Consider the following 26,613-nt stretch of genomic DNA (forward strand, 5'->3'; position numbering starts at 1 on the left):
AAAAATTCACTCTGCCGTGACCTGTTTATTACAATGAAAAAGCCCTGCTTATGCAGGGCCTCTTATTACTTTGCCATGATCTGATGTACTATGCTTACACCTAATGTTACCACAAAAAGAATGATAGCACAAACTCTTGTAAGTCGGTTAAGCTTAGCGTCACGAGTGTTTCCTGTATTCTTGCCGTAGAAAGAATCATTATAACCGCCGCCGATAGCAGATGTAAGACCCTGCTCCTTGGATTCCTGAACAAGTACGACCAAAATAATAACTATGCTTGCAAGTGCCAGAAGAACTCCGGCTGCAATCTCAATACCTGACATATTAAATGCTCCTCCAAAAAATAATCATTTTGAACATTATATCATACTTTTTCCAAAATTGCAAGGGCTATTTGCGATTTTTACGATTTTTTATTCAAAAAGCTCCCCGCAAAGAACTGCGGAGAGCTTTCGACAGACAGATCAGATCTCAAAGTTTTTTGTAACTGTGCTTCTGAGGTTATTTTTACCTGTGATAGTAACAGCTATAACGCCATCTGAAACTTCTGAATAAGTTACTGTATAATTTCCCTTGTATATGCTTACGCCCTTATAATCTACTGCAACGATAGGTTCGGCAGGATTATCAGGATTTGAAGTGATAGTCACATTGCAGTTAAGGATCGACCTTGCGTTGATAGTAAAGGTTTTTGTTACGCTGCCTGAAAGGTCATTCTTACCTGTAACAACTACTGTTGCTGTGCCTGCTGACAGGTTATTTTTGTATGTAACAGTATAATCGTCGCTTGGAAGTGTCTTTCCGCCGCATTTTACCTTTACTGACGGCTTTATTCTTTCGCCTGTAAAGAACTGCTTTGTACTTGGAAGTTCAACAGTACAATTCTTTATAGAACGAGCCTTGATCTCAAAAGTCTTTGTTACATTGCCCTTTAGGTTATTTTTGCCTGTGACAATAACAGTTGCTGTGCCTGCTCTTACATTATTTTCATATGAAACTTCATAATCATTAGAAGTAAGAGTCTTATTGCCTACCTTTACTGATACACCGGGAGCAACAGCCTTGCCGTTGAAATATACGCTTGAAGAGGAAAGTGAAACATCGCAGTTTACAATAGATCTTGGATTGATCGTGTACTCTGCCTCAGCATAGCCCTCATAATCACCAATACCCTTGATAAATACATTTGCGTCGCCAGCCTCTGTGCTTCCGTCATAGGTAACAGTATAATCTTTTCCGGCTGTGAGCTTTTCGCCGTCCATTTTAACGGTTACAGCAGGCTTGAATATTCCGCCGTTATAAGTGTATGAATACTTTGAAAGTGTAACTTCTGCATCTGAGATAGGACGCTTTACATCAACTTCTTCCTCATAAGTGTCGCCGCAGTATGCGCAGATATGTGATACCTTACCGAGCTTGTCGCCCTTTGAATATTCAAGTATAATGTCCTCATAAGCATGAGAAGTTTTTCCGATAGGGGTAATATCAGTTCTGTCGCCGCAGTCTAAGCAGCGTCTTGAAGCAATACCGTTCTGCTTGCAGGTCGGGAACTTGTCCAGTACCCAATAATCTGTATAACGATGTCCTCTTGCAGGAAGAACTTCTTCGTAGGAATAACCGCAATCGCAAACATATTGACGAATTCCTTCATCTTCACAGCCTAATCCGTCTGTATCGGAACACCAGAAAACGTGATCATCTAACAATGCATAATAATTATCAGTTGAAATATTTCCGATTTCATCAGTAGGGATAACAGTATTTCCTGTTACATATGCTGTATACTTAGCGTTATTGATCTGTCCGAACTGAACATTAAATCCGTATATACATATGTCTCTGTTATGAGCATCAGTTCCATAGTTGAGAGTACCATTTATCTCATCTGCAGATACTTTTATGGTATATACTCCATTTTCTTCAGTATAATCACAATCGGTTACAGGCTCTCCATTCGCAAAAGAGAGAATATTTGAATTATCTGAACTAGATACATCTCCAAATGAAAACAGAGTGAAAGTACCTGTGTCATATACACTGTTGCCGTTATCATCTATGCCCCATTCAGCTCCATTTGTATCTATAACAAATGTAACTGTTATATCACTCAGATCATCAGAGGCAGTTGTAAATTGATTCCATGCACCATTCCACATAGAACCAGTATCTACATTTTCTGCTTTTCCATTTTTTCCGCTCCACATAGAATTATAAAGATTATCTTTGATCGGTTCTTCTGAATACCATGAATTTTCATGTTTTTGAGGACGATTAGATCCTGAATCTACCGCTGAATCATCATCAGGATATGAGGAATCAGGATATGACGAATCAGGTTCATCATATGAAGAATCATTCGAGCTTGAAGAACTATCTGATGGTGACGGATCAGGTATATCAGGAACTGCCGAAGGATTGAGTACTACTTCAAGCAATTCAAGAGAAGCTACATCTGGCGTCCAATTCTGAAGCCATAGCTGAGCATAAGTATCATCATCTTTAAAGAAACCATCTTCATTAAATAGAACGGTTTCATAGATGCCATCGGAAATTTTTGTGAATGTACACTCTTTGACAGGTTCAGGAATTCCATCGCCATTACTGTCAATAGGATTACCATTTTTGTCGTAATTGTATGGTAAAAAACACCAATCATGCATATTCCATCCAAGCACATCACTATTTGTGGCTAGTCCGCCACCAAGCCATACTTCATTATTTATTGCCTGCTGTGCAATATCTTCATCAACAGAAACAATAAACTTTACACTTGTAATTCCTGTAACATCGGATATTGAATCAAATTCACAGTTCTCCAATTTTCCCTTAGCATCAAAAAGATTTACAACTTCGCCGCTTGCTACCTTAATATGATAATTTGACAGCACCGTTTCTTCCGCAGCAGCAGGGACGGCGGACAGCATAGAGAATGCCATTGCCGCAGCTGACAGCCCTGCCAGCAGCTTTGATTTTTTCATATCTAATACCTCCTATAAATACGCACTTCATATGCGCTTTATTTTTTGCAGATGAGAAATGTATAATATTTATAACTTTTTACAAATAAACCTTGTACATTAATCTCATCTTTAGTGTTATTTTACAACTTTTTCTGCCATTTGTCAATAACATTTTCTTATTTTTTACACATTTAATTATTTTTTCTGCGTTTTTTATTCAAAAATATATAATTATTTATTAAATCCCATTTTAATATTACCTCTTGACAAATACCCTGTGGGGGTATATAATAGATGCAGATACCCCAGAGGGGTATCTTGACCCCACAGGGGTATTTTTATCCCAGAGGGGTATCTTGACCGCACATTATTTAAAGATATCTATTTTCAGACAGGAGGAATATTAATGAGCGAAAATACTAATAATATACAGAAATGCGGCTGCTGTGATAATGAATGTCAGCGCTGCAAGCACACTCCAAGAGATGAACAGACTCTAAGAAGTCTGCAAAACAGGCTGAACCGCATTATCGGTCAGCTCAACGGCATAAAAAATATGCTGGACGACAACCGCTACTGCGGTGATATCCTTATTCAGACCGCTGCGGCTGAAAGTGCGCTGCAGAATTTCGGCTACCTTATTTTTAAGGAGCATATGAACACCTGCGTTGTTGAGGAGATACAAAACGGCAACTCGGAGATAATCGACGAGGCTGTGGAGCTTATGAGAAAGCTTAAATAGCCAAAGTCTTACATATATCAGATCACAGAAAGGACAATGTTAGTTATGGCATCTGAAAAATTTTCGGTAACAGGCATGACCTGTGCGGCTTGTCAGGCTCACGTTGAAAAAGCCGTCAGAGCAGTTGACGGCGTTAAGGAAGTCAGCGTCAGCCTGCTCACAAATTCTATGACCGTGGATTTTGATGACCCTGCGGACAATGAAAAGATATGTTCGGCTGTTTCAAAGGCAGGCTACGGAGCTTCCCCTGCGGACGGCAGAACTAAAAGATCGGCTCACCCAGATCTTGAAAACCATGAGCTGCCTTTACTTAAACGCAGGCTCATAGCCTCTCTTGTACTGCTCATTCCACTTATGTATGTTTCAATGGGCGCAGTGATGTGGGGTTGGAAAGTTCCTGCATTTTTATCAGAAAACCCGCTTGCTGTGGGACTTTATCAGCTGATACTTTCGGCACTTGTAATGATAATAAATCAGAAATTCTTTATCAGCGGTTTTAAGGGACTGAAAAACCGTGCGCCGAATATGGACACTCTTGTGGCTATGGGCAGCTCGGCAGCTTTTATCTACTCAGTCTGGAAACTCTTTGAAATGACAGCTTTTGCTGTGGACGGAAATATAAAAATGGCGGCTCATCATCTCCACGGACTTTATTTTGAGTCAGCCGCTATGATACTCGCCCTCATAACTGTGGGCAAAACACTTGAGTCTGTCAGCAAGGGCAGAACGACAAACGCTGTAAAAGCACTTATGGATCTTGCTCCAAAGACCGCCGCAGTTATCCGTGACGGAAAGGAAGTAAGGATACCTGCGGAAGATCTTCAGAGTGGCGAAACATTTATCGTCAGACCGGGCGAAAGCTTTCCTGCGGACGGAATAGTTCTTTCGGGAGAAAGTGCCGTAGACGAATCTGCCCTCACAGGTGAAAGCATACCTGTTGACAAGGCTGAGGGCGACAAGGTAAGCGCTGCGTCAATAAACAGAAACGGCGCTCTTACCTGTCAGGCAACAAATGTCAGCGGAAACACCACACTTGATAAGATAATAGAAATGGTCGAGAATGCAGCTGCCACAAAAGCACCTATCGCCAAAACAGCTGACAAGGTATCAGGCATATTCGTTCCGACAGTTATAATCATTGCCCTCATAACAGGCACTGCATGGCTCATTTCGGGACAGACATTCGGCTACGCTCTTGCAAGAGCAATAAGCGTTCTTGTTATCAGCTGCCCTTGTGCGCTGGGACTTGCAACACCTGTGGCTATAATGGTGGGCAGCGGACAGGGTGCAAAGCACGGAGTTCTCTTTAAAACAGCCTCCGCCCTTGAAGCGGCAGGAAAAACAGATATCGTTATCCTTGACAAAACGGGAACTGTAACAGAGGGCAAGCCTTTGGTAACGGATATTATCCCTGCGGCAGGAACAAATGAAGATACACTTCTCAAAACCGCTTTCGCTCTTGAGGACAAGTCCGAACACCCTCTTGCAAAGGCAGTAATGCTCAAAGCTGAGGAAACAGGAATATCATACGAACCTGCTGAAAGCTTTACCGCTCTTCCGGGCAGCGGTGTAAAGGGCATAATAAACGGCAGACAGGCTCTCGGCGGAAACGCAGCAGTTATGGAAAAGAACGGACTGCTTACAGATGAGATGAAAGCTCTGGGCGAAAAGCTTTCGGGAGAGGGAAAAACTCCTCTTTACTTTGCCCTTGACGGAAAGCCGTTGGGCATAATCGCTGCGGCGGACGTTGTGAAGGCTGACAGCAAGGCTGCTGTGGAGCAGTTCAGAAAAATGGGTATCGAGGTAGTTATGCTTACAGGTGACAACGCAAGGACGGCTGCGGCTGTCGGCGGACAGGTCGGCATAACAAACATAATCTCAGACGTTCTTCCGCAGGAAAAGGAAGCCGTTGTAGCAAAGCTTTCTGAACACGGCAAAACAGCAATGGTCGGCGACGGAATAAATGACGCACCTGCCCTCACAAGAGCGGATACAGGAATAGCTATCGGTGCGGGAGCAGACGTTGCGGTAGAGGCTGCGGACGTTGTGCTTATAAACTCAAAGCTGACTGACGCTGCGGCGGCGGTAAGGCTTTCGAGAAAGACGCTTAAAAACATACACGAAAACCTGTTCTGGGCATTCTTCTACAACTGCATAGGTATTCCGCTTGCGGCAGGTCTGTTCATACCGATACTGGGCTGGGAGCTTAACCCTATGTTCGGTGCTGCAGCAATGAGCCTTTCAAGCTTCTGCGTAGTAACAAACGCTCTGAGGATAAATCTTTTCGATCCATGCCGTTCGGGAAAGGACAAGCCGCTTGCAGGCAAACACAAGGTTATTCTGCCGAAAAAACTTTTCAGCAATAACGATAGATCAAATTCAAACAAAACGGAGGTAAACGCAATGACAAAAACTCTTGAAGTTAAAGGAATGATGTGTCAGCACTGTGTGGATCACGTCAGAAAAAATCTTGAAGCTATCGACGGTGTACGCAGCGCAGATGTAAGCCTTGAAAACAACAATGCTGTTATCACTTTTGATAAAGAGGTAGACGAAGATCTTATCAAGGATATCGTGGCTGAGGCAGGATACACACCGGGAGATTTCAGCTGATATCATGACAGATAACTAAAAAGCAAAGAAAACGACAGACCATTTACGATCTGTCGTTTTTTATTATGACTATTAAATTTTATGATTTATTCTGTTTTGCAACAACGCTTTCGCCGCAGTAGATCTCACGAAGCTTTGGCTTTTCGATCTTGCCTGTGGGGTTTCTCGGAACGTCTGCAAAGATGATCTTATGAGGTCTTTTATATCTCGGCAGTTTCTGACAGAAGGCATTTATATCCTCCTCAGAACATTCGCAGCCTTCCTTTATGGAAATTATCGCAGCCGCTATCTCGCCAAGTCTTTTATCAGGAAGACCGATAACCGCAACGTCCTTTACGGCAGGATGACTTCTCAAAAAGTCCTCTATCTGTACAGGGTAGAGATTTTCTCCGCCGCTGATGATAACGTCCTTTTTACGGTCAACGAGATAGATAAATCCGTCCTCGTCCTCCTGCGCCATATCCCCTGTAAAGAGCCAGCCGTCTTTCAGAGTTTCGGCGGTCGCCTTTTCATCTCTGTAATAACAGGTCATAACACCTGGACCTTTAACGCAAAGCTCGCCAACATCGCCCTTGTTGACAACGTTTCCGTTCTCGTCGCATATCTTTACTTCCCAGCCGAAACCTGCTTTACCGATAGCGCCGACCTTATCTATATTGTCTACGCCGAGGTGGACGCAGCCTGGTCCGATAGACTCGCTGAGTCCGTAGTTGGTATCATATTTATGATTCGGGAAGAGCTTTTTCCATCTTGCGATAAGTGACGGCGGAACAGGCTGTGCGCCTATATGCATCAATCTCCACTGGTCAAGCTGATAATCTGCAAGATTGATCTCTCCCCTGTCAACTGCGTCAAGGATATCCTGCGCCCAAGGAACGAGCAGCCATACGATTGTACATTTTTCCTGTGAAACAGCCTCGATTATGGTCTTTGGCTTTACACCTTTGAGTATAACAGCCTTGCCGCCTGTATACAAGCTGCCGAACCAGTGCATCTTTGCGCCTGTATGATAAAGCGGCGGGATACAAAGGAAAACGTCATCAATAGTCTGACCGTGGTGATTCTGCTCCACACGACAGGCATGAACAAGGCTCTCGTGGTTATGTAAAATAGCTTTCGGGAAACCTGTTGTACCCGAAGAGAAGTAGATAGCCGCATTATCCTTATCGGTAAGCTTTATATCTGGATTCCTGCTGGAGTAATTGACAGCGAGCCTGTCATAATGCTCAGCAAAGGTAGGACATCCCTCACCGACATAGAAAAGCAGTCTGTTGCGGCTTATATCCTCAGCTATCTCCTCTATTCTGCCGATAAACTCCTGACCGAACACAAGAACATCGACTTCCGCAAGGTCAACGCAGTATTTTATCTCGTCTGCGGTATATCTGAAATTAAGAGGAACGGCAAGTGCGCCTGCTTTGAGGATACCGAAATATATCGGCAGCCATTCAAGGCAGTTCATCAGCAGTATGCCCACCTTATCGCCCTTTTTCACTCCTCTTGACAGGAGCATATTAGCAAATCTGTTAGCCTTTTCGTTAAAAACGTGCCATGTTATCTCACGTCTGTACGGATAGTCGGGATTAGGCTCGATAAGCTCATATTCCTTCCATGTCACCCTGCGTTTCTCCCTTATTTCGGGGTTAAGCTCTACAAGGCTCACTCTATCGCCGTACAGTTCGGCATTTCTTTCCAAAAATTCAGTAATAGGCATTATTACAAATCCTTTCGTAATTAAAAGTGCAAAAGCGTCAAAGCTTAAAAGCATAAAAGCAATTACTTAATATTTTAGCATATAAACGACAAAAAGTAAAGCAAAACGCCCTGCCGTTTTAAACAAAAAACAACAGAGCGATTAATGCATTATGACTAAACGATCTATCAGAGTCCCTTAGCCTTTGAAAGCGTTATACCGTTATCACCCAGCGGTATCTGATGATCCAGACCTACGAACTTGCCGCTTTCCTGCCACAGGACTTCCTTGACAAAATCGTATTTCTCTTCGTCCCATGTCACAAAATCGTCAAGCACAAGTCCGCCTGTGTCACCTGAGTTTGCGTTGAAGCACCAGAACGTGTGGTTGAGGTGATATGTCTTTATCAGCTTTTTCATACACTTCATCCATTTAAGGTTAGGATCTTTCATAAATCCGCCCCATTCGCCGATAAGCAGAGGAGCTGTGTTATCCTTATGGATATAGAGCCAGTTATCTTCCCAGCAGTCCTTTACAAGACTGTTGTAATCGTAGCCGTCCTTGAACCAAGGCTGCTCATATACTGTCGGGCCGTAGTCATGCGGTGAATACACCAGCTTATCCTGATACTTTCCGAGATCAAGAGGATAGTCCTTTACACCTCTCAGATTTCCGCCCCACCAGTTGAAGTAGTAATCACCTGAATCAGTTGATGAAAAATCTCCGTTCTTCTTTATGTTCTTTGGATATATCTCTATACCCTCTACCATTATAAGTACATTCGGATTTTTATTAAGAACTTTCTTTGCCGCAGTTTCAGCAACATACTTCCAGTTGTTTGCGTCCTTTGAATCGTTCCATATTGCGGCAGAATCTCCCTCGTTCGGCTTGCCGTGAGGTTCATTTTTCAGATCGTATGCAATGATAGTATCATTATCCTTGTATCGGTCAGCCATCCATTCGAGAGCCGCATAATAATCCTTTACCGAGACCTTATCCGTATACCACAGATTTACAGTATGACCTGAGGCATTTGTTTCTGCAGAATGTATATCAGGCATTACCTTTATGCCGTTTTCCTCAGCAAGCTTAAGGAAATAGTCGAATATCTCAAGAGAATTCATTGAATTAAGGTCTGTGTTGTAAGCATTATTATAGTTTGCCTGAGGATATTCCCCATTCGCCCACTGGTTGATAAGTTCCGCAGACATAGGCACACGGATAAGGTTAAATCCGTGATCTGCTATTGCTTCAGCAGAGGATACAAGCTCACTGTTCCACAATCCGTCAAAGGTATTTGTACCTGTATTATAGCCGAACCAGTTTACTCCCGTCAGCCATATCTGCTTGCCGTCCTTATCCAGTATCTTGTTTCCGTCTGTATGCAGCCAGTCGTCGCCCTGCTTAGCCTTTGAAGTTCTTTTCAACAGTTCGGAAACATCAGCAGTCTTTTCACTATTGCTGTTCTGGTCATTTCCGTTGTTTCCTGTGTTCTGAGCTACCTTGCCCTTTTTGATCGTACACTCAACGCCGTTGAACTTTGCAGACTTGATGTTCAGATCCTTGCCTGTTCCGATATTGCAGCCGAAAGTAACGCTTGCGCTCTTTGCCACCGCTCCGTTATAGTCAACATTGGTTATCGTCAGTTTATTGCCGCTTACCTTATAATTTCCGTTCCAGCCCTCGCAGGATCTAAGATCATCGACTTCAAGTTCAAGCGTCCAGCTGTCCACAGCGCTGTCGGTATAGTTTGTCACACCCATTTCAAGACCGCACATTTTCTTGTCGCCGTCCTCCCAGCCATTGCCTGCCGAGTAGGTGAAAACAAATCCGTCCTTTACCTCATCCTCTTCCTTTTCAGCTTCGGAACTTTCATCAGCCTCAGACTCTTCCTCCTCCGAGCTGTCCTCCTCAGCCTCGCTCTCCTCTCCCGAGCTTTCGTCAGCCACGCTGCCCTGTGAAATAGAAGTATCCGCCGCAGCTGAACTGCTGTCATTCTTATCATCTCCGCCTTTAAGGCTTACGATAATAAGTGCAGCCGCCAGAGCGCATATCACCGCACCCATACCGATAAAACCGAACAATATCCCTTTGTTCAGCTTTGGTTTCTGCGGCTTTCCGCCCTGAGGATCTGCATTATTCTGATTTATATTTTCTATATCGTTTCCCATAGCTGCCCTCCTATAATTAATTAAATTAATTATACCATAAAACAAATAAAAAAGCAAGCAAAATAACACTTATGCCGCAAAAAAGGAGCCGGAAGAGATATCCGACTCCTTATAAGGATTATTCAGTTTCAGATCATCAGATATTCTTAAACTGTGTAGTTAAGGGTTACTGTGTCCTTAAGGTTCGACTTGCCTGTAACAGTTACCTTTACTGTACCGTTTGTGTTAGCTGAATACTTTACAGTATAGTTTCCGCTGTAAAGCTTTGTACCGTTGCAGTATACCTCAACAACTGGCTTTTCCGGATTTGCAGGATCTGCCACAAGTTCAACTGTGCAGTTCTTTATGCTTCTTGGCAGTATCTTGAATGTTCTTACAGCTGTACCCTTAAGGTTTTTCTTACCTGTGATAGTTACAGTTGCTGTACCTGATGAAAGGTTGTTCTTGTACTCTACTGTGTAGTTTCCGCTGTAAAGATCCATACCGTTGCAGCTGATCTTTACAGAAGGCTTTATTCTTGAACCGCTGAAATAAGCAGATGTTGTGCCGAGTGTGATATCGCAGTTTCCTACTGAACGCTGGATTATCTGATAAGCCTTTACAGTTGAACCGGCAAGGTTGTTCTTACCTGTTATTGTTACCTTAGCTGTACCTACCATAAGGTTGTCTGTATAGCTGAGTGTGTAGTTGCTTGGATCAACTACCTTGTCGCCGATCTTTACTGTAACCGCCGGCTTAACTCTTGTGCCTCTGAAATAGCTGCTGTTGTAAGCAAGTGTTACTGTGCAGTTATTGAGTGTTCTTGCTGCGATAGTAAAGTTCTTTGTAACTGAGCCTGTATAGCTGCCCTTACCTGTAATAACGATCTGTGCAGTACCTGCCTTGATGTTATTCTTGTATTCATATGTGTAATCTGTGCCTGCTGTAAGAGTCTTGCTGCCGCTCTTAACTGTGAATGAAGGCTTTATCTCCTCGCCTGTATAGCCTGCGCCTGTGGAAGATATAGTTACTGTGCAGTCTGAGATCTTTGTGGAAGTTGAAGTTTCAACGATAGCATAGATGATCTCTTTGATAGTTGCTGAACCGCCCTCGGCTGAAACGCAAAGCTGTACAGCGTTGTAGAGAGCTGATGCAGGCTTTGAGCCGTGTGTGCTCTGATATGATGCTTCGTATGCTGCAACGATATCCTTATAGCTGTAATAAGCCACGCCGTTTTCTGCAATAGTAGGAGTTACCTTGCACCATACCTTCCATGAGCTGTCCTGAAGAATGAGTGTCGGAGCGGAGGCTGCTGTATACTTAACAGCGATATAGCCCTTTGTGCTCATATTCGGAAAGTCAAATCTTACGCCCGATGTAGCGTTATAGCCTGAGATATTTGATGTTGTGTTTGAAATTGTTGTACACTTAGCCTTTGAGAGGTCAGGTACTTTAACGATCTCAGGAAGTTCTGTCTTTGTGCTGTTGTATGTTGAGATAAGCTTGTTTACAACAGCCTCAGACTGGCTGTACCATGTGCAGCTGCTTCTGTTGAGATATCCGTGTGACTCACCGTTTGAGGTGTAGTTTATAACGTTGTTATCCCAAAGCACACATGAGATGCCAAGTTTCTTTGCGCAGGCTGCATAATGCTCTGCCCACTTTACTCTTTCAGAAAGGTTGTTCTTGTTTGAGGAGCTGAACTCACCGATACAAACAGGAATGCCCTTTGAAATGAATACGTTGCTTATGTTCTTGAATATAGCTTCAAGCTCACTTCTCATAGCGTCTGTGTATGTACTTGTGCTGCCTGAGCCTGTGTTCATTGTGAAGTTATATGGTGAATATGCGTGGATCGAAACGATAAGATTATCGTCATCAGGAAGTTCAAGTGCGCTCATTGCCGCATACTCCATAGAAGCCGCATATGTCGGTACCATAAGCGCTCTGTTGGAGTTGTTTCCGCCTGTTGATCTTACTGTGCTTACAAAGTCAGCGTTCAGCTTGTTGACAACAGCTCTCATAGCATCGTCGCCGCCGTCCCACTCGTGTGAACCGCTGTAATTTCTAGGCTCGTTCATACCCTCGAAAACAAGGTGCTTGTCATAATCCTCGAAACGTGTTGCGATCTGCTTCCAAACTATTTTCAGTTCCTTGCTTGCAGCAGAATAGTTAGCGTCTGTCGGTCTGTTCCACTCATCGTGATGCGAGTTGAGGATAACGTACATTCCGTCGTCGATACAGTAGTCAACGACCTCCTGAACTCTCTCAAACCATACCTCGTCAATAGTATAATTGCTGTCCATATGCTTGTACCAGGTCACAGGTATTCTCACGCAGTTGAATCCCTTAGCCTTTACAGCGTCGATCATAGCCTTAGTGGTCTTAGGATTTCCCCATGATGTTTCTGTGTCAAGTCCGGAAGAACCTTTTGAATCCAGTGAGTTTCCGAGGTTCCAGCCGATACCCATATCGGAACATATCTCGGCGGCTGTATAATCCGAAATATCGTTATTTGCCGCTTCGGCGGTCATAGCCGCAGCAGATACAGTACCTGCTGCCACAGCGCCTGCCATAAGCAGACCGCAAAGCTTTTTGGTATACTTTTTCATATCCTTACCAACCTTTCTTTTTAATCCCGCAGAACTGCCGCAGGCTTTAGTATATAAATATTTTAACATATTCCAGTTAAGATATCAATAGGACATATAAACATTAATACCAGTTTATATTTAGTTAATTTACACAACTTCCCCGACTAAAATTACAGTATATTAAACAACAATAGAATATTAAAGATATTTTTTCAGTATGTCGATAGTTTCGCTTTTACTGTATGTAAGATCGGACTCTATAAGATAATTGATGTAATCTTTAAAAGCATTGAGGATACTTTTCTCTCTGATATTTACAAAAGTCATATTCTGCGGTTCGTTCTTTGCAGGGGAAACTTTCAGCAGCTCAGATGTGCCGTGCATATGAAATCCTTTTTCATAGCTGCAAAGCTCAGGCTTTAGTATCCTGTATCTGAAAACATCACTTTCCGCAAGATATATCATATTTCTGAGAATACTCTTTCTGTCCTCTAAAGCCGGTCTTTCATAAAGCACATCTGGGACTTCTGCAATAAGACCCGTTTCCATAAACTCTTTCAGACCTGCCTCGCTGAAAATATCTATAACGCTGCGGCTTATAGCTGCGCTTTTAAATTCGCCCATTTTCGCAAGAAACGTTCCCTCTATCTCCTTAGGCATTCTCATATATTTTCTCATTATATCATCAGGACTTGCGAAAACCATACATGGCTGATAATAATAGATATAATCAAGGGTATTAAGCTCATAGTAATAATCTATCAGCGATTTAAAGCCATCCACAGGGTAAAGGAACGCATGGGAACGTGATTCAAGTACCTCAGCTTTCTGACGATAAAGCTTTACCGCCGCCTCGTTGCTGCAGAAAACTCCCTCGTTGAACTTATTATCCAGCTTGATAAAGAAATGATCCGTGATTATCGTATCACTGAGCAGCGCACCCTGACTGAAACAGCCTGCCGCATTATCATAGTAATACTGCGGAATATATTTCTGTTTCAGCGAGGACATCTTACAGACATATTTCAGAATATCAAGGTTATATTCATTGGCGCAGGATTCACTGCAGTTGTTATCCATACAGAAAATATGCTTTACATACCCGCTGCCCTCATCTGTACAGACGTTGAATATTATCTCATTGAGCATAGCCGAAGGCTGCGCAATGAAAAGAACATCTCCGCCCTCCAGCCTTTCTTTCATAAGCAAGGTCGAAATGTTCTTTAAAAGTGCAAGATGCTCGTTGACCACCATGACCTCCGGCAGCTCTTCAAGCTCGTCCTCCTCCGTCATATGATAATCAAGCAGCACTTTGTTCTGCTCATTTTCAGAAAGGTATGAGATAACGTCAGACACCTTGTTTCGTCTTTCAAAAACGTCCTCTCCCATAAGACCTATCCTGTATTTTTTCAGCAGATCGCTGTACTCGTCAGATGTCAGCATAAGTGCCTCGGATATACTTTCAAGCGTCTGCTCGTTTTTCAGCTTTCTCTGACCGCTGAGTATTTTATGCAGAGTGGCTCTGTCCATTCCGAACATTTCCGCCGCAGATTTTATTGTAAGATTTCTTCTTTTGATGTAATGCTCCAGCTGTTTTCCGAATTTTATCATCAGTTTTCTATCCTTCCCTACGATTTTTTATAGGAACTCGTTCCTTTTATATTCTCTTGCATAGAGATCAAGAAGTTCGGGCAGCTTTACAAAAAGCTCCGCAGGACTGTTTATATTATGCTCCTCCGTGCTTACCGCTTTCCCGTTCACATAAAGGGTATCCCTGTATGTGATCTCATTTTTTACTGTTCTGACTCTGAAATAATATCCGCTGTTTTTATAGCAGATCTCCTCCAAGATGACTTGCTGTTTAAGTAAATAAGCTATATAATCGCAAAGCCGTCTGGCATCGTCATAATCACGAATTTTCATTTTGACTTTCACCCGATCAATATAAATATGCATTTTGTTTCATATATATTATACTATTTGTACACAAATTTGTCAAGAATTTTCGTTTAATGCATATTTTTATCAATCCGATAGGATCAATGCACAAGTTCAGAGGCTGCCACAAAGCAGAATGTCAGCATAAACGATATGCTCAATACCCCGTTAAGGTTCATAAGGATAATGCATACGGCTGACATAAAAATGAAAACCGCTTTTATTATATCGCAGGCTGGGCTGTCATCAAGTATTATCTTCAGCACTCTTCCGCCGTCAAAGTATCCGAACGGCAGCAGATTGAACACTCCGAGCAGCATATTTATCCCGAAAAACAGGTCTGCTCCGTACAGCATATACCACACCAAAGCGCAGATAAAATTCACTCCGCAGCCTGCCAACAGGATAATAATGTCCTGATTTTTGGACATCATTTTCCCGACCGACGGTCTTATCCTTATACCGCCGCCGTAAAGGATTATGCTCTGCGGCTTATTCGCAAACAGGAACATAAACATAAGATGCCCCATTTCATGGAGCGCACAGCAAAGCAGAGCGGTAAAAATATTTTCCGTCTGCGCACCGCCGCACACAAAAAGCAGCGCAATAACCGCAAAAAAGCTGAACGATACCCCTAGTTCTATTCCCTTTATCTTTATTCCAAACAAAATTATCACCCGTAAACTATATGCTTACGGGCGAAAAATATGAAATCTTTACTTGAATTTTCAGAGCATCTTTTTAAGATACTGTCCTGTATATGACTGCTCGCAGGCTGCGATCTCTTCAGGCGTACCTGTGCATACTATCGTTCCGCCCCCGCTGCCGCCCTCAGGACCGAGGTCGATTATATGGTCTGCCGTCTTGATAACGTCCAGATTATGCTCGATAACAAGCACAGTATTTCCTGTGTCAACAAGCTTTTGCAGCACCTCGATAAGTTTGTGTACATCAGCCGTATGAAGTCCTGTTGTCGGTTCGTCAAGAATGTATATCGTCTTGCCTGTCGCCCTCTTTGAAAGCTCTGTGGCAAGCTTTACTCTCTGAGCCTCGCCGCCCGAAAGTGTTGTTGCAGGCTGACCTATCTTTACATAGCCGAGTCCGACTTCAAACAAGGTCTGGAGCTTGCGCTGTATCTTCGGGTGGTTCGCAAAGAACTCTACTCCCTCTTCAACTGTCATTTCAAGCACATCATATATCGACTTGCCCTTATACTTTATCTCCAGCGTTTCTCTGTTGTATCTCATTCCGCCGCAGACTTCGCATGGGACATAAACGTCAGGCAGAAAATGCATTTCTATTTTCAGTATGCCGTCGCCCTCGCAGGCTTCACAGCGTCCGCCTTTGATATTGAACGAAAATCTTCCTGCGCCGTAGCCTTTCATCTTAGCTTCCTGCGTCTGTGCAAAAAGCTCTCTTATATCAGTGAAAACGCCTGTATATGTGGCAGGGTTTGAACGTGGGGTCCTGCCTATCGGCGACTGGTCTATATCTATGACCTTATCGAGATTTTCAAGTCCCAGCATTTTCTTGAACTCGCCCGGACGTGTTTTCGCTCTATTGAGTTTTCCTGCGAGATTTTTGTATATTATCTCATTAACAAGTGAGGATTTTCCCGAACCCGAAACACCTGTAACGCAGGTGAACGTACCCAGCGGTATATCAACGTCAACATTTTTCAGATTGTTCTGCTTTGCGCCTCTTACAGAAAGGAACTTTCCGCTGCCCTTTCGTCTTTCCGTCGGCACAGGTATCTTGCGCTTTCCGCTGAGATACTGTCCCGTTATGGAACGTTCGCAGGCTTTTATCTCCTCAACCGTTCCCGCTGCAACTACTTCTCCGCCGTGTATGCCCGCTCCTGGACCGATATCTACGATATAATCCGCCGCATACATGGTATCCTCGTCATGCTCAACGACTATCAGCGTATTTCCGAGGTCACGCAGTCTTTTCAGCGTTGCGATAAGCTTATCGTTGTCACGCTGATGAAGTCCGATAGACGGTTCGTCGAGGATATAAAGCACTCCCACAAGTGAAGAACCTATCTGGGTGGCAAGTCTTATACGCTGGCTCTCTCCGCCCGAAAGCGTTCCTGCGGAACGTGAAAGAGTGAGGTATTCAAGTCCTACGCTCTGCAAAAATCCCAGTCTGTCATTTATCTCCTTTATAATGCGTTCGCCTATCATTTTATCCCTGTTTGAAAGCTCCAGATCCTTAAAGAACTTTATAGCCTCCGTAACTGAAAGGTCGGTAAGCTCCGCTATATTAAGTCCGCCGACAGTAACGCTGAGGCTTTCCTTTTTAAGTCTTTTTCCATGGCAAGACGGACAGTTTTCGTCAGACATACTAGCCTCGATATCCGCCTTTGACCAATCGCTGTTCGACTCCTTATAACGTCTTTCAAGGTTTGGGATAACGCCCTCAAATTCCGCTTCATATTCAGCCTTATAGAATTTCGATCCTCTGCTGAGTTTAAGCTTCTGTCCCTGAGTTCCGTAAAGGAAGATATCCACAGCGTCCTGATCGAGATCCTTTACAGGCACGTCAAGAGGTATGCCGTAAGTCTTTGATATCGCCTTGAAATACATCATTGCAATAGAACCCTCGTCAAGGGAATTCCAGCCGCTTGCCTTTATCGCACCCTGCATAATGGAAAGTTCCTTATTGGGTATGACCATATCGGGGTCGACTTTCTTGAATACTCCAAGACCTGTACATTTTTCACAAGCTCCGTAAGGATTGTTGAAAGAGAACATTCTCGGTGTAAGCTCCTCAATGGAAACTCCGTGTTCGGGGCAGGCATAATTCTGGGAGAACATCATCTCTTCCCCGCCGATAACGTCAACGTTCACAAGTCCGCCAGTAAGCGATGAAACCGTTTCGATACTGTCCGTCAGACGTGATTTTATGCTGTCCTTTATAACAAGTCTGTCCACAACTATCTCAATGGTATGCTTTTTGTTTTTTTCAATATTTATCTCTTCGGAAAGATCGTATGTTATCCCGTCAACTCTCGCTCTAACATATCCCGACTTTCTCGCCTGTTCAAGTTCCTTGACGTGAGTACCCTTTCTGCCCCTTACTATCGGTGCAAGGAGCTGTATCTTTGTACCCTCTTCAAGTGACATTATCTGATCGACTATCTGATCTATTGTCTGCTGTTTTATCTCTCTTCCGCAGACAGGACAATGCGGAACGCCTATCCTTGCGTAAAGCAGTCGAAGATAGTCATATATCTCCGTAACAGTACCGACGGTAGAACGTGGGTTTTTGGAAGTTGTTTTCTGATCTATGGATATCGCAGGGGAAAGTCCCTCTATGCTCTCCACGTCAGGCTTATCCATCTGACCTAAGAACATTCTTGCATAGGAAGAAAGCGATTCAACATATCTTCTCTGACCGTCTGCATATATGGTATCAAAGGCAAGGGAAGATTTTCCCGAACCCGAAAGGCCTGTCATTACCACAAGCTTATCTCTGGGAATGGTTATATCTATATTTTTAAGATTATGTTCCTTTGCGCCTTTGATAACTATTTCATTTATCGGCATCTTTTACTCTCCTTTTTTGTATTTTCCGTCATTTCTTTTCACCTTTCAGCTCCGCTATCTTATCACGGAGGAATGCGGCGTGTTCAAATTCAAGCAGCTTTGCAGCCTCTTTCATTTCCTTTGTCAGCTTGTCTATAAGCTGTGCAGTTTCCTGCTTTGTCAGCTTGCTTTTCTGCCTTGCCGAATACTCCACTTCTTCCTTTGTGGATATCTCGATAACGTCCCTTATCTCCTTGACGATCGTCTTAGGCACTATTCCATGCTCTTCGTTGAACTTCATCTGTATTGCACGGCGGCGCTCCGTTTCGGTTATTGCGCTCTCCATAGAACGTGTTACGGTATCTGCATACATTATTACCGAACCGCCTGCGTTTCTTGCGGCTCTTCCTATGGTCTGTATCAATGCGCTTTCCGAACGCAGGAAGCCCTCCTTATCTGCGTCAAGTATTGCCACAAGAGATACCTCAGGCAGGTCAAGTCCCTCTCTCAGCAGGTTTATTCCCACCAGCACGTCAAACTCGCCCAGTCGCAGATCTCTTATTATCTCCATACGCTCGATAGTGTCTATATCGTGGTGCATATATCTTACCTTTATATCGAAATTTTTCAGATAAGCAGTAAGATCTTCCGCCATTTTCTTTGTAAGCGTAGTAACAAGCACACGCTCGTTTTTCTCTATCCTCTGATTTATTTCGCTGAGCAGATCCTCTATCTGTCCCTCTGACGGGCGGACGGATATGAGCGGATCGAGAAGTCCTGTCGGCCGTATTACCTGCTCAACTATCTGCTCTGATTTTTCCTTTTCGATAGGTCCCGGGGTAGCGGAAACGAATATAGCCTGATTGATATGGCTGTAAAACTCATCGAATTTAAGCGGTCTGTTGTCCAGCGCAGAGGGCAGTCTGAAACCGTAGTCCACAAGCGTCTGCTTTCTCGCCCTGTCGCCTGCATACATTCCCCTTACCTGCGGCAGAGAAACGTGGGACTCGTCCACCATAAGCAGAAAATCTTCAGGCATAAAGTCAAGCAGCGTGAACGGCACAGCCCCTTTCGGACGTCTTGCCAGCACTCTCGAATAGTTCTCTATGCCGCTGCAGAAGCCTATCTCCTCCAGCATTTCTATATCATGATTTGTACGCTGTGCGATACGCTGCGCCTCGATAAGCATATCGTTATCCTTGAAATACTTTATACGCTCGTCAAGCTCTTCCTTTATCTCTTCGATAGCGTCACGCATCTTCTCCTTGCCTACGATATAATGTGAGGCTGGGAATATTACAGCGTGGCTGAGGGTGGAAAGCACCTCTCCCGTCAGCACATTTATCTCGCATATCCTGTCTATCTCATCGCCGAAAAATTCAACTCTTACGGCGGTATCTGTGGAGTTTGCAGGGAAGATCTCCACCACATCTCCTCTTACTCTGAACTTGTTTCTGACAAAATTTATGTCGTTTCGCTCGTACTGTATTCCCACAAGCTCCGCCACAAGCTGATCCCTTGATTTCTCCATACCCTTTCGCACGGATACCATCATTGATTTATATTCCTGCGGATCACCGAGAGAATATATGCAGGACACGCTGGCAACGATAATAACGTCACGTCTTTCCGCAATGGCTGAGGTAGCGGAATGGCGCAGCTTGTCTATCTCATCATTTACCGAGCTGTCTTTTTCTATATAAACGTCCTTGCTCGGCACATATGCCTCCGGCTGGTAGTAGTCATAGTAACTGACAAAATACTCCACCGCATTGTTCGGGAAGAACTCCTTAAACTCTGAGCAGAGCTGAGCCGCAAGTATTTTATTATGCGCAAGCACAAGGGTAGGTCTGTTTAAACGCTGGATAACGTTCGCCATTGTAAAGGTCTTGCCTGAGCCTGTTACACCCATAAGTGTCTGCTCCTTCATACCGCTTTCAACGCCCTTTACGAGAGCGTCCACCGCCTCAGGCTGATCTCCCGAAAGCTTATAATCTGATACCAGCTGAAATCTGTCCATAGCAATACCATACCTTTCTCACAAACGGTTCAGTTATCGAACAATAGTTTCTATAATTATATCACAAATATTTTTTAATGTAAAGTGCTTTCGGCAATTTTGTGTTTATGCCGAAAAACAGCTTGCAAAGCCGCCGTCTATGATATATAATTATAATAAAACATAATTATAAAGGAAAAATAAAATATGAAAGAATTTATCATCAACAAAAATGACTCAGGTCAGCGTGTGGACAAGTTTCTTACAAAGGCTGTTCCTGCCCTGCCAAAAAATCTGCTTTACAAATATATACGGCTCAAACGCATAAAGGTCAACGGAAAGCGCTGCGAGATCTCCACAAGGCTCAATGAAAATGATGTAATGCAGCTTTATATAAATGATGAATTTTTCGGTGAAAGCAATGAAAACAGCGGCAGACCTGCTTTTCTCTCCGCTCCTGCAAGCCTTAATATTGTATACGAGGACGAAAATATTATACTCTGCGATAAAAAGTGCGGACTTGTAGTTCATGAGGACGAAAGCGGCGGTGCGGACACGCTCATCAACCGCATACAGCATTATCTTTACGATAAGGGTGAATATGACCCTGCGCAGGAAAGATCCTTTGCCCCTGCGCTTTGCAACAGGATAGACAGGAACACCTGCGGAATAGTTATCTGCGCAAAGAATGCGGAAAGCCTGCGCATACTCAATCAGAAGGTAAAGGACAGAGAGATGGAGAAAAATTATCTCTGCGTTACAGTCGGCATACCACAGAAAAAATCCGCCGAGCTGAAAGCATATCATCAGCGCAACGAGCAGACCAAAACGGTAAAGATATCCGACCGAAAAACTCCCGACAACAAGACGATGATAACAAGATACAAGGTCATTGCTGAAAACATGGCAGAAAACCTTGCTCTCCTTGAAGTGGAGCTTGTGACAGGCAGGACGCATCAGATAAGGGCGCATCTTGCCTATGAGGGCTACCCTCTTCTTGGAGACGGAAAATACGGCATAAACAAGATAAACCGTGCATACAATGTAAAAACGCAGGCACTCTGCTCGTACAAGCTTACTTTCAGATTTACCACCGACGCAGGAATTCTGAGCTACCTTGACGGCAAAAGTTTTCAGGTAAACGACGTCTGGTTCAGGGACAAGTTCTTCGGGAAATAAGAAACACACAGAAAAATATACAAAATCCGTGTCAACAATTTGTAAAATATGCACCTGTAAAGTCGATATTTGTGTAAAAATGTTAAAAAAGCTTGCATTTGTAGAAAATTTATGTTATAATTAATGCATTATATGTCATGCGGACCATACTGTTCAACATATCGGAGGTTTTACTATGATTGGAGATTTACATTGTCACACAACCCTTTCCGACGGTTCTCTTGGAATAGAAGAGGTCATCGTGCAGGCTAAGCGCATGGGTCTTGATTTTCTTGCCATAACCGATCACGACACCCTTTCATCATACAGCCGAGCGCAGATACTTGGCGACCGTTACGGCGTAAAGGTGATACCTGCGGTAGAGCTTTCAGCGTGGGACAAAAAGCGCAACTCAAAGGTGCATATTCTCTGCTACGCTCCTCAGAAGCCTGACAGACTGGAGGGACTGTGCCTTAAATCATGCTCCATAAGAACAGAATGTGCAAAGGATATGATCGAAAAGGTAATGGAGAGATATCCTATCCCTAAGGACGCTGTAAAACATTACACAAAAGGTTCAAAGAGCATATACAAGCAGCATATAATGAGAGCGCTGGTGAACTACGGATATGCCACCGAGCTTTACGGATATGTGAACGATAAGCTTTTCTCATACCCTAACGGCGAATGTCTTGTGACGAGAGAATATCCCGATGTGAACTTTGTGCTTGATCTTATACACTCTTCAAAGGGCGTTGCAGTTATGGCCCACCCCCATATGTTCAACAATATCGAGCTTATGCATGAGCTTACCGAGGCTGGAAAGCTGGACGGAATAGAGGCTTATCACTACTCTGCTACGCCGATACAGCAGAGAGCGCTTGAACAGTTCGCAAAGGACAATGACCTTATCGTAACAGGCGGTTCTGACTTTCATGGTCTTTACAACAGCACCATGACTCACATAGGCAGCAACTTTACTGACGAGGAAAATCTTGACAAGCTTTTTAAACTTATTCATATAAATTCACAGAAAGCTAATAAAAATACTGTTAAATCAGAAAATTAATATAGTATAATTAATAGGAACATTGCTTAGTCGGTGTTCCTATAATTATGTAAAACTACATGAGAGGAATGTTAAAAATATGACAGTAATGGAAAAATCACTTATGAAGCATAAGGAATGGAAAGGCAAGATCGAGGTCTGCTCCAGAACTCACATCAACAATGCTGAGGATCTTACAATGGCTTATACTCCCGGCGTTGCACAGCCTTGTCTTGAAATACAGAAAGATCCCGATCTTTCATATGAGCTGACAAGACGTGCAAATCTTGTGGCAGTCATCACAGACGGTTCTGCCGTTCTCGGTCTTGGAAATATCGGCGGTCTGGCAGGTATGCCTGTTATGGAGGGCAAATGCGCTCTTTTCAAGGAATTTGCTGACGTTGACGCTTTCCCGCTCTGCATAAAGTCAAATGACGTTGATGAGATCGTAAACACTATCGCTATGATCTCAGACAGCTTTGGCGGAATAAACCTTGAAGATATCGCCGCTCCGAGATGCTTTGAGATAGAAGCAAAGCTTAAAGAAAAAGTAGATATCCCTGTATTCCATGATGACCAGCACGGTACTGCTATCGTTGTTGGTGCTGCTCTTATGAATGCCTGCAAGGTCGCAGGAAAGAAGATAGAGGATATCACAGTCGTTATAAACGGTGCAGGTGCAGCCGGCTGTGCTATCGGAAAGCTGCTGCTCTCACTTAACGTCGGAAACCTTATCATGGTAGACAGAGAGGGTATAATCTGCGAGGGTGACGATTACCTTAACGAGGCTCACGCTGAAATGGCTCTTGTAACAAACAAGAACAAGCTCCACGGCTCACTTGCAGACGCACTCAAGGGTGCGGACGCTTTTGTCGGCGTTTCAAAGCCCGGTCTTGTAACAGCAGATATGGTCAAGTCGATGAACGACAAGGCTATCCTTTTCGCAATGGCTAACCCGACACCTGAGATAATGCCTGACGAGGCAAAGGCAGCAGGCGCATTTATCGTAGGCACAGGACGTTCAGACTTCCCGAACCAGATAAACAACGTTGTTGCTTTCCCCGGAATTTTCAAGGGTGCGCTGGCTGTAAGAGCGTCTGACATCAATGAAGAGATGAAGATGGCTGCGGCAAAGGCTATCGCAAGCTGCGTTCCTGATGACAAGCTCTGCGCTGACTTTATTCTTCCTAACGCTTTCGACAGAGCTATTCCTGAGGCTGTGGCAAAGGCTGTTGCTGATGCGGCAAGAAAAACAGGCTGCGCAAGGATCTAACAAGAATTTGATTTAAAAATAAATACTGAAAGGAGTTTTACATATGAAAACTATTTCCTATACTCCGAAAGGAGTCTGTTCCAGAAAGATCGACATTGAAGTCGAGGGCGATGTTATAAAGAGCGTAAAGTTCACAGGCGGCTGTAACGGAAACACACAGGGTATTGCAAAGCTCTGTGAGGGTATGAAGGTACAGGACGTTATCGCAAGACTTGAAGGTCTTAACTGCAACGGCAGAGGCACATCATGTCCTGACCAGCTGGCAAAGGCTCTTAAAGCAAACATCTGATAAACAGATTAAACAGATAAAATTCGATTTACAGACAAAAAGGACGGGTTCAGATGCACCCGTCCTTTATTTTATCATTTTTAGTTAGATCAGTCAGACATAAATTTTTTGTTGAAATCATTCAGCGGTATAGGTCTTTCAAAGAGATATCCCTGCGCCTTGGTATAACCGCTTTCGCTAAGTATCTTAGCCTGATCCTCGGTTTCAACGCCCTCGAAAATAACATCTTTCTGCGCCGTTTCTATAAGCTTGCACATATTTGAAACATAGCTGCGTTCCATTTTATTCTGCGCTATATTGTCGATAAATGACTTATCTATCTTGACTATATCCACAGGGGCTTTCATAAGAACGCTGAGTGTAGAATAACCTATTCCGAAATCATCTATGCTTATCATAAAGCCATAGCTGCGCAGTTTGTCCATTACATTGAACAGTGCCGCAGTATCTCCCGAAAAGCTCGACTCGGTTATTTCAAGCTCCACAAGTGACGGATCAACGTCATATTTCTGAGCTGTGCTTATGATATTCTTGGCAAAATCAGGTCTGAATATATGCTTCTGAGAAAAATTCACCGACAGCGGCAGCAGCTTTTTGTTCTGCTTTTTCCACTTTTCAAGCGTACTCAGAGCCTCTTCAAAAATGAAAAAGTCAAGCTCGTCTATATACCCTACCTTTTCAAGCACAGGTATGAACTCGAACGGCATTTTATAGCTGCCGTCCTTGTTGCGCCATCTGGCAAGGGTCTCCGCTCCGATTATAGTTCTGTCCACAAGGTTGAACTTAGGCTGGAGGAACATTTCTATCTCCCTGTTGTCGATAGCAGGGTGCAGCTCGCTGCATATAGACTGTTCATATGCTCGCTGAGTTCTCATTCTGCCAGAATATATTCCGTATATAACGCTGCTGTTGTTCTTGACGCTTCTTCTTGCAAGGTTTGCATTGTCGATAGCAACGTTTACATCAATAAGCGTATCGGTGACAACATATATTCCGCAGGATATCCTTATATCACTGGCAGGATATTTTATCTTCTGCTTATTTGTAAATTCGATATTTCTCTTCTCTATACTGGAAATAAGTTCTTCACGGGTATTCGCTTTATACAGACCGATGAAAAAGTCCGAATAGATACGGCAGCCCAGCACATTCGTATCAAGATCCAAAACACATTCCGCCAGATCTTTCAGCATATCATTGCCCGCCTGAAAACCAAAGTTTTCGTTGACATAGGAAAATTCGTTTATATCCGAATAGACAAAGCCGTAAACGCAGTTGTGGTCGGGACTGTTCAAGACCTCTTCCGCCTTTTTAACAAAGGTATGCCTGTTGAGCAGACCTGTAAGGCTGTCCGTTTCAAGCAGGTAGGTTATGTATTTTGAATCTTTGTCTATTTTCTTTTTAAGTGATTTCAAATGCTGTATGCAGGCAAGCCTGCCGAACACCTTTACGACCTTGTTCTGTTCATTTTCAAAGCTTACACAGGCAGCATTATACCATGTATAATCATCGTCATAGGCTTTTGTTCTCACTTCAAAGCTGCCACGTCTTGCCGACTCAAGGAATTTCTTGTATTCAGTAATAAACTTATCATACTCCTTAGGGTGAACAAACTCCCTCGGACGATCGCTGGCAAGATAATTTTCGATACAGTTCTGATCGTTGACCATATATCTGCTGAGCGTAGTCGTAAGGCGCATACTGTCATTTTCAACGTCATATTCAAAATACAGCTCATCGGTATTATCGGCTATGACCTTGAACTTCTCTATCTCAACGCTGAGTTCATTGCACAGTCTGATATCATTTGTGATGTCCATAACAACTGTATAGAACAGCGGCAGACCGTTGGAATGTTTATAGAGGTTTCCATATATCCTGAACCACTTATAAGTTCCGTCCGTCTGCTGACGCTTGAGCTCAAAATCCAGCGAGCCGTTATTTTCGGCGCATATACAGACCTTTTTATAAAGTCCCTCAAAGCTTTCCTCGTCCATCAACGATCTGAAAGAGCTGCCCGCAAGGTTCTTGTCGCTCTCCATCATATTGAGGAACTCGTCATTTGTCTTGAATATAGAAAGATCCCCGTTTTTTATTTCAAGGATAACAACTCCGCCCGGGACGGCTGAAATAAGCGCATCAAGTTCAGACTGGGAGCTGTTATACTTTGATATTAAATTCATATGCTCTGTATAGTCTGTAATAAGTATCCTCGCCTTACCTATCCCGTCCTCTTCAAACGGAAAACCATAGCAAAGAACAGTAATGACAGAGCCGTCTTTTTTTATGAGCGGATGCTGTATAAGCACAGGCTTCATACCGTCAGTTGACTTACTGACAAGCCCCTTATACTTAGCAAGAAGCTCTTCAGGGATAAAATCAAAAAGATTTACCTTTCCGTCATCAATATCCTGTTGGTCATATCCCGAAATAAGCATAAATCCGTCATTGGCGCTGTAAACCACACCACCTTTAGACATATCTGCGAAATATTCGCCGTAAACAACAGATTTGACTTTATCCACGTTTCTCACCTCATGGATATTATACCATATTATCAAATACACGTCAAGTATTAACATCTATTTTATATAAATAACACAAAAAGTACACCTATATTTTATGA

General features: G+C 43.4%; 17 protein-coding genes. 6 read left to right on the forward strand and 11 right to left on the reverse strand.

From position 1 onward, the window contains the following. Nucleotides 1-65 precede the first annotated feature (65 nt). Entirely contained in the window at nucleotides 66-323 is a 258-nt protein-coding gene (gene secG / locus Q0E19_RS04715) for a preprotein translocase subunit SecG (RefSeq protein ID WP_294407883.1), read from the reverse strand. Between the two features lie 141 nt (nucleotides 324-464). Continuing rightward, nucleotides 465-2,978 (reverse strand): hypothetical protein, encoded by a 2,514-nt coding sequence (locus Q0E19_RS04720; RefSeq protein WP_294407884.1) that lies wholly within the window; start codon nucleotides 2,976-2,978, stop codon nucleotides 465-467. 388 nt (nucleotides 2,979-3,366) lie between these two features. Between Q0E19_RS04720 and Q0E19_RS04725 the strand changes: the two genes are divergently transcribed. Both Q0E19_RS04725 and Q0E19_RS04730 read left to right on the forward strand, forming a co-directional pair. Continuing rightward, the gene (locus Q0E19_RS04725) at nucleotides 3,367-3,702 is read left to right on the forward strand and encodes a metal-sensing transcriptional repressor (protein WP_294407885.1); all 336 of its coding nucleotides are present in this window, start codon (nucleotides 3,367-3,369) and stop codon (nucleotides 3,700-3,702) included. 45 nt (nucleotides 3,703-3,747) lie between these two features. Next, nucleotides 3,748-6,315, forward strand: a complete 2,568-nt coding sequence (locus Q0E19_RS04730; protein ID WP_294407886.1) for a heavy metal translocating P-type ATPase — start codon at nucleotides 3,748-3,750, stop codon at nucleotides 6,313-6,315. 79 nt (nucleotides 6,316-6,394) lie between these two features. Here Q0E19_RS04730 and Q0E19_RS04735 read toward each other — a convergent pair whose 3' ends face one another. The 8 genes from Q0E19_RS04735 to uvrB form a co-directional block, all read right to left on the reverse strand. After that, the gene (locus Q0E19_RS04735) at nucleotides 6,395-8,029 is read right to left on the reverse strand and encodes a class I adenylate-forming enzyme family protein (protein WP_294407887.1); all 1,635 of its coding nucleotides are present in this window, start codon (nucleotides 8,027-8,029) and stop codon (nucleotides 6,395-6,397) included. Nucleotides 8,030-8,196: 167 nt separating this feature from the next. Then, complete coding sequence (locus Q0E19_RS04740) at nucleotides 8,197-10,179, reverse strand: cellulase family glycosylhydrolase (RefSeq protein ID WP_294407888.1); 1,983 nt, start codon at nucleotides 10,177-10,179, stop codon at nucleotides 8,197-8,199. A 146-nt stretch (nucleotides 10,180-10,325) separates the two neighbouring features. Then, complete coding sequence (locus Q0E19_RS04745; RefSeq protein WP_294407890.1) at nucleotides 10,326-12,770, reverse strand: cellulase family glycosylhydrolase; 2,445 nt, start codon at nucleotides 12,768-12,770, stop codon at nucleotides 10,326-10,328. A 180-nt stretch (nucleotides 12,771-12,950) separates the two neighbouring features. Beyond that, complete coding sequence (locus Q0E19_RS04750; protein WP_294407891.1) at nucleotides 12,951-14,363, reverse strand: helix-turn-helix domain-containing protein; 1,413 nt, start codon at nucleotides 14,361-14,363, stop codon at nucleotides 12,951-12,953. A gap of 27 nt (nucleotides 14,364-14,390) precedes the next feature. Next, nucleotides 14,391-14,675 (reverse strand): hypothetical protein, encoded by a 285-nt coding sequence (locus tag Q0E19_RS04755; protein ID WP_294407893.1) that lies wholly within the window; start codon nucleotides 14,673-14,675, stop codon nucleotides 14,391-14,393. A gap of 116 nt (nucleotides 14,676-14,791) precedes the next feature. Beyond that, nucleotides 14,792-15,358, reverse strand: coding sequence for a site-2 protease family protein (locus tag Q0E19_RS04760; protein WP_294407894.1), 567 nt, complete (start codon nucleotides 15,356-15,358; stop codon nucleotides 14,792-14,794). Nucleotides 15,359-15,418: 60 nt separating this feature from the next. Further along, a complete protein-coding gene (gene uvrA, locus Q0E19_RS04765; protein WP_294407896.1) occupies nucleotides 15,419-18,241 on the reverse strand; it encodes an excinuclease ABC subunit UvrA in 2,823 nt (940 codons plus the stop codon). Between the two features lie 28 nt (nucleotides 18,242-18,269). Continuing rightward, a complete protein-coding gene (gene uvrB, locus Q0E19_RS04770; RefSeq protein WP_294407898.1) occupies nucleotides 18,270-20,240 on the reverse strand; it encodes an excinuclease ABC subunit UvrB in 1,971 nt (656 codons plus the stop codon). 186 nt (nucleotides 20,241-20,426) lie between these two features. Here uvrB and Q0E19_RS04775 point away from each other — a divergent pair, with 186 nt between their 5' ends. From Q0E19_RS04775 to Q0E19_RS04790, 4 genes are all read left to right on the forward strand, one after another. Continuing rightward, nucleotides 20,427-21,398 (forward strand): RluA family pseudouridine synthase, encoded by a 972-nt coding sequence (locus tag Q0E19_RS04775; protein ID WP_294407899.1) that lies wholly within the window; start codon nucleotides 20,427-20,429, stop codon nucleotides 21,396-21,398. A 175-nt stretch (nucleotides 21,399-21,573) separates the two neighbouring features. Further along, complete coding sequence (locus Q0E19_RS04780; RefSeq protein ID WP_294407900.1) at nucleotides 21,574-22,446, forward strand: PHP domain-containing protein; 873 nt, start codon at nucleotides 21,574-21,576, stop codon at nucleotides 22,444-22,446. 79 nt (nucleotides 22,447-22,525) lie between these two features. Then, the gene (locus Q0E19_RS04785) at nucleotides 22,526-23,698 is read left to right on the forward strand and encodes a malic enzyme-like NAD(P)-binding protein (protein WP_294407901.1); all 1,173 of its coding nucleotides are present in this window, start codon (nucleotides 22,526-22,528) and stop codon (nucleotides 23,696-23,698) included. 43 nt (nucleotides 23,699-23,741) lie between these two features. Beyond that, on the forward strand, nucleotides 23,742-23,987 hold the full coding sequence (locus Q0E19_RS04790) for a TIGR03905 family TSCPD domain-containing protein (RefSeq protein ID WP_294407902.1): 246 nt from the start codon (nucleotides 23,742-23,744) through the stop codon (nucleotides 23,985-23,987). 89 nt (nucleotides 23,988-24,076) lie between these two features. On the opposite strand, the gene Q0E19_RS04795 is transcribed toward Q0E19_RS04790, so the two are convergent. Then, entirely contained in the window at nucleotides 24,077-26,512 is a 2,436-nt protein-coding gene (locus tag Q0E19_RS04795) for an EAL domain-containing protein (protein WP_294407903.1), read from the reverse strand. Nucleotides 26,513-26,613: the final 101 nt, after the last annotated feature.

The organism is uncultured Ruminococcus sp., assembly GCF_934476685.1.
Taxonomy (GTDB): domain Bacteria; phylum Bacillota; class Clostridia; order Oscillospirales; family Ruminococcaceae; genus Hominimerdicola.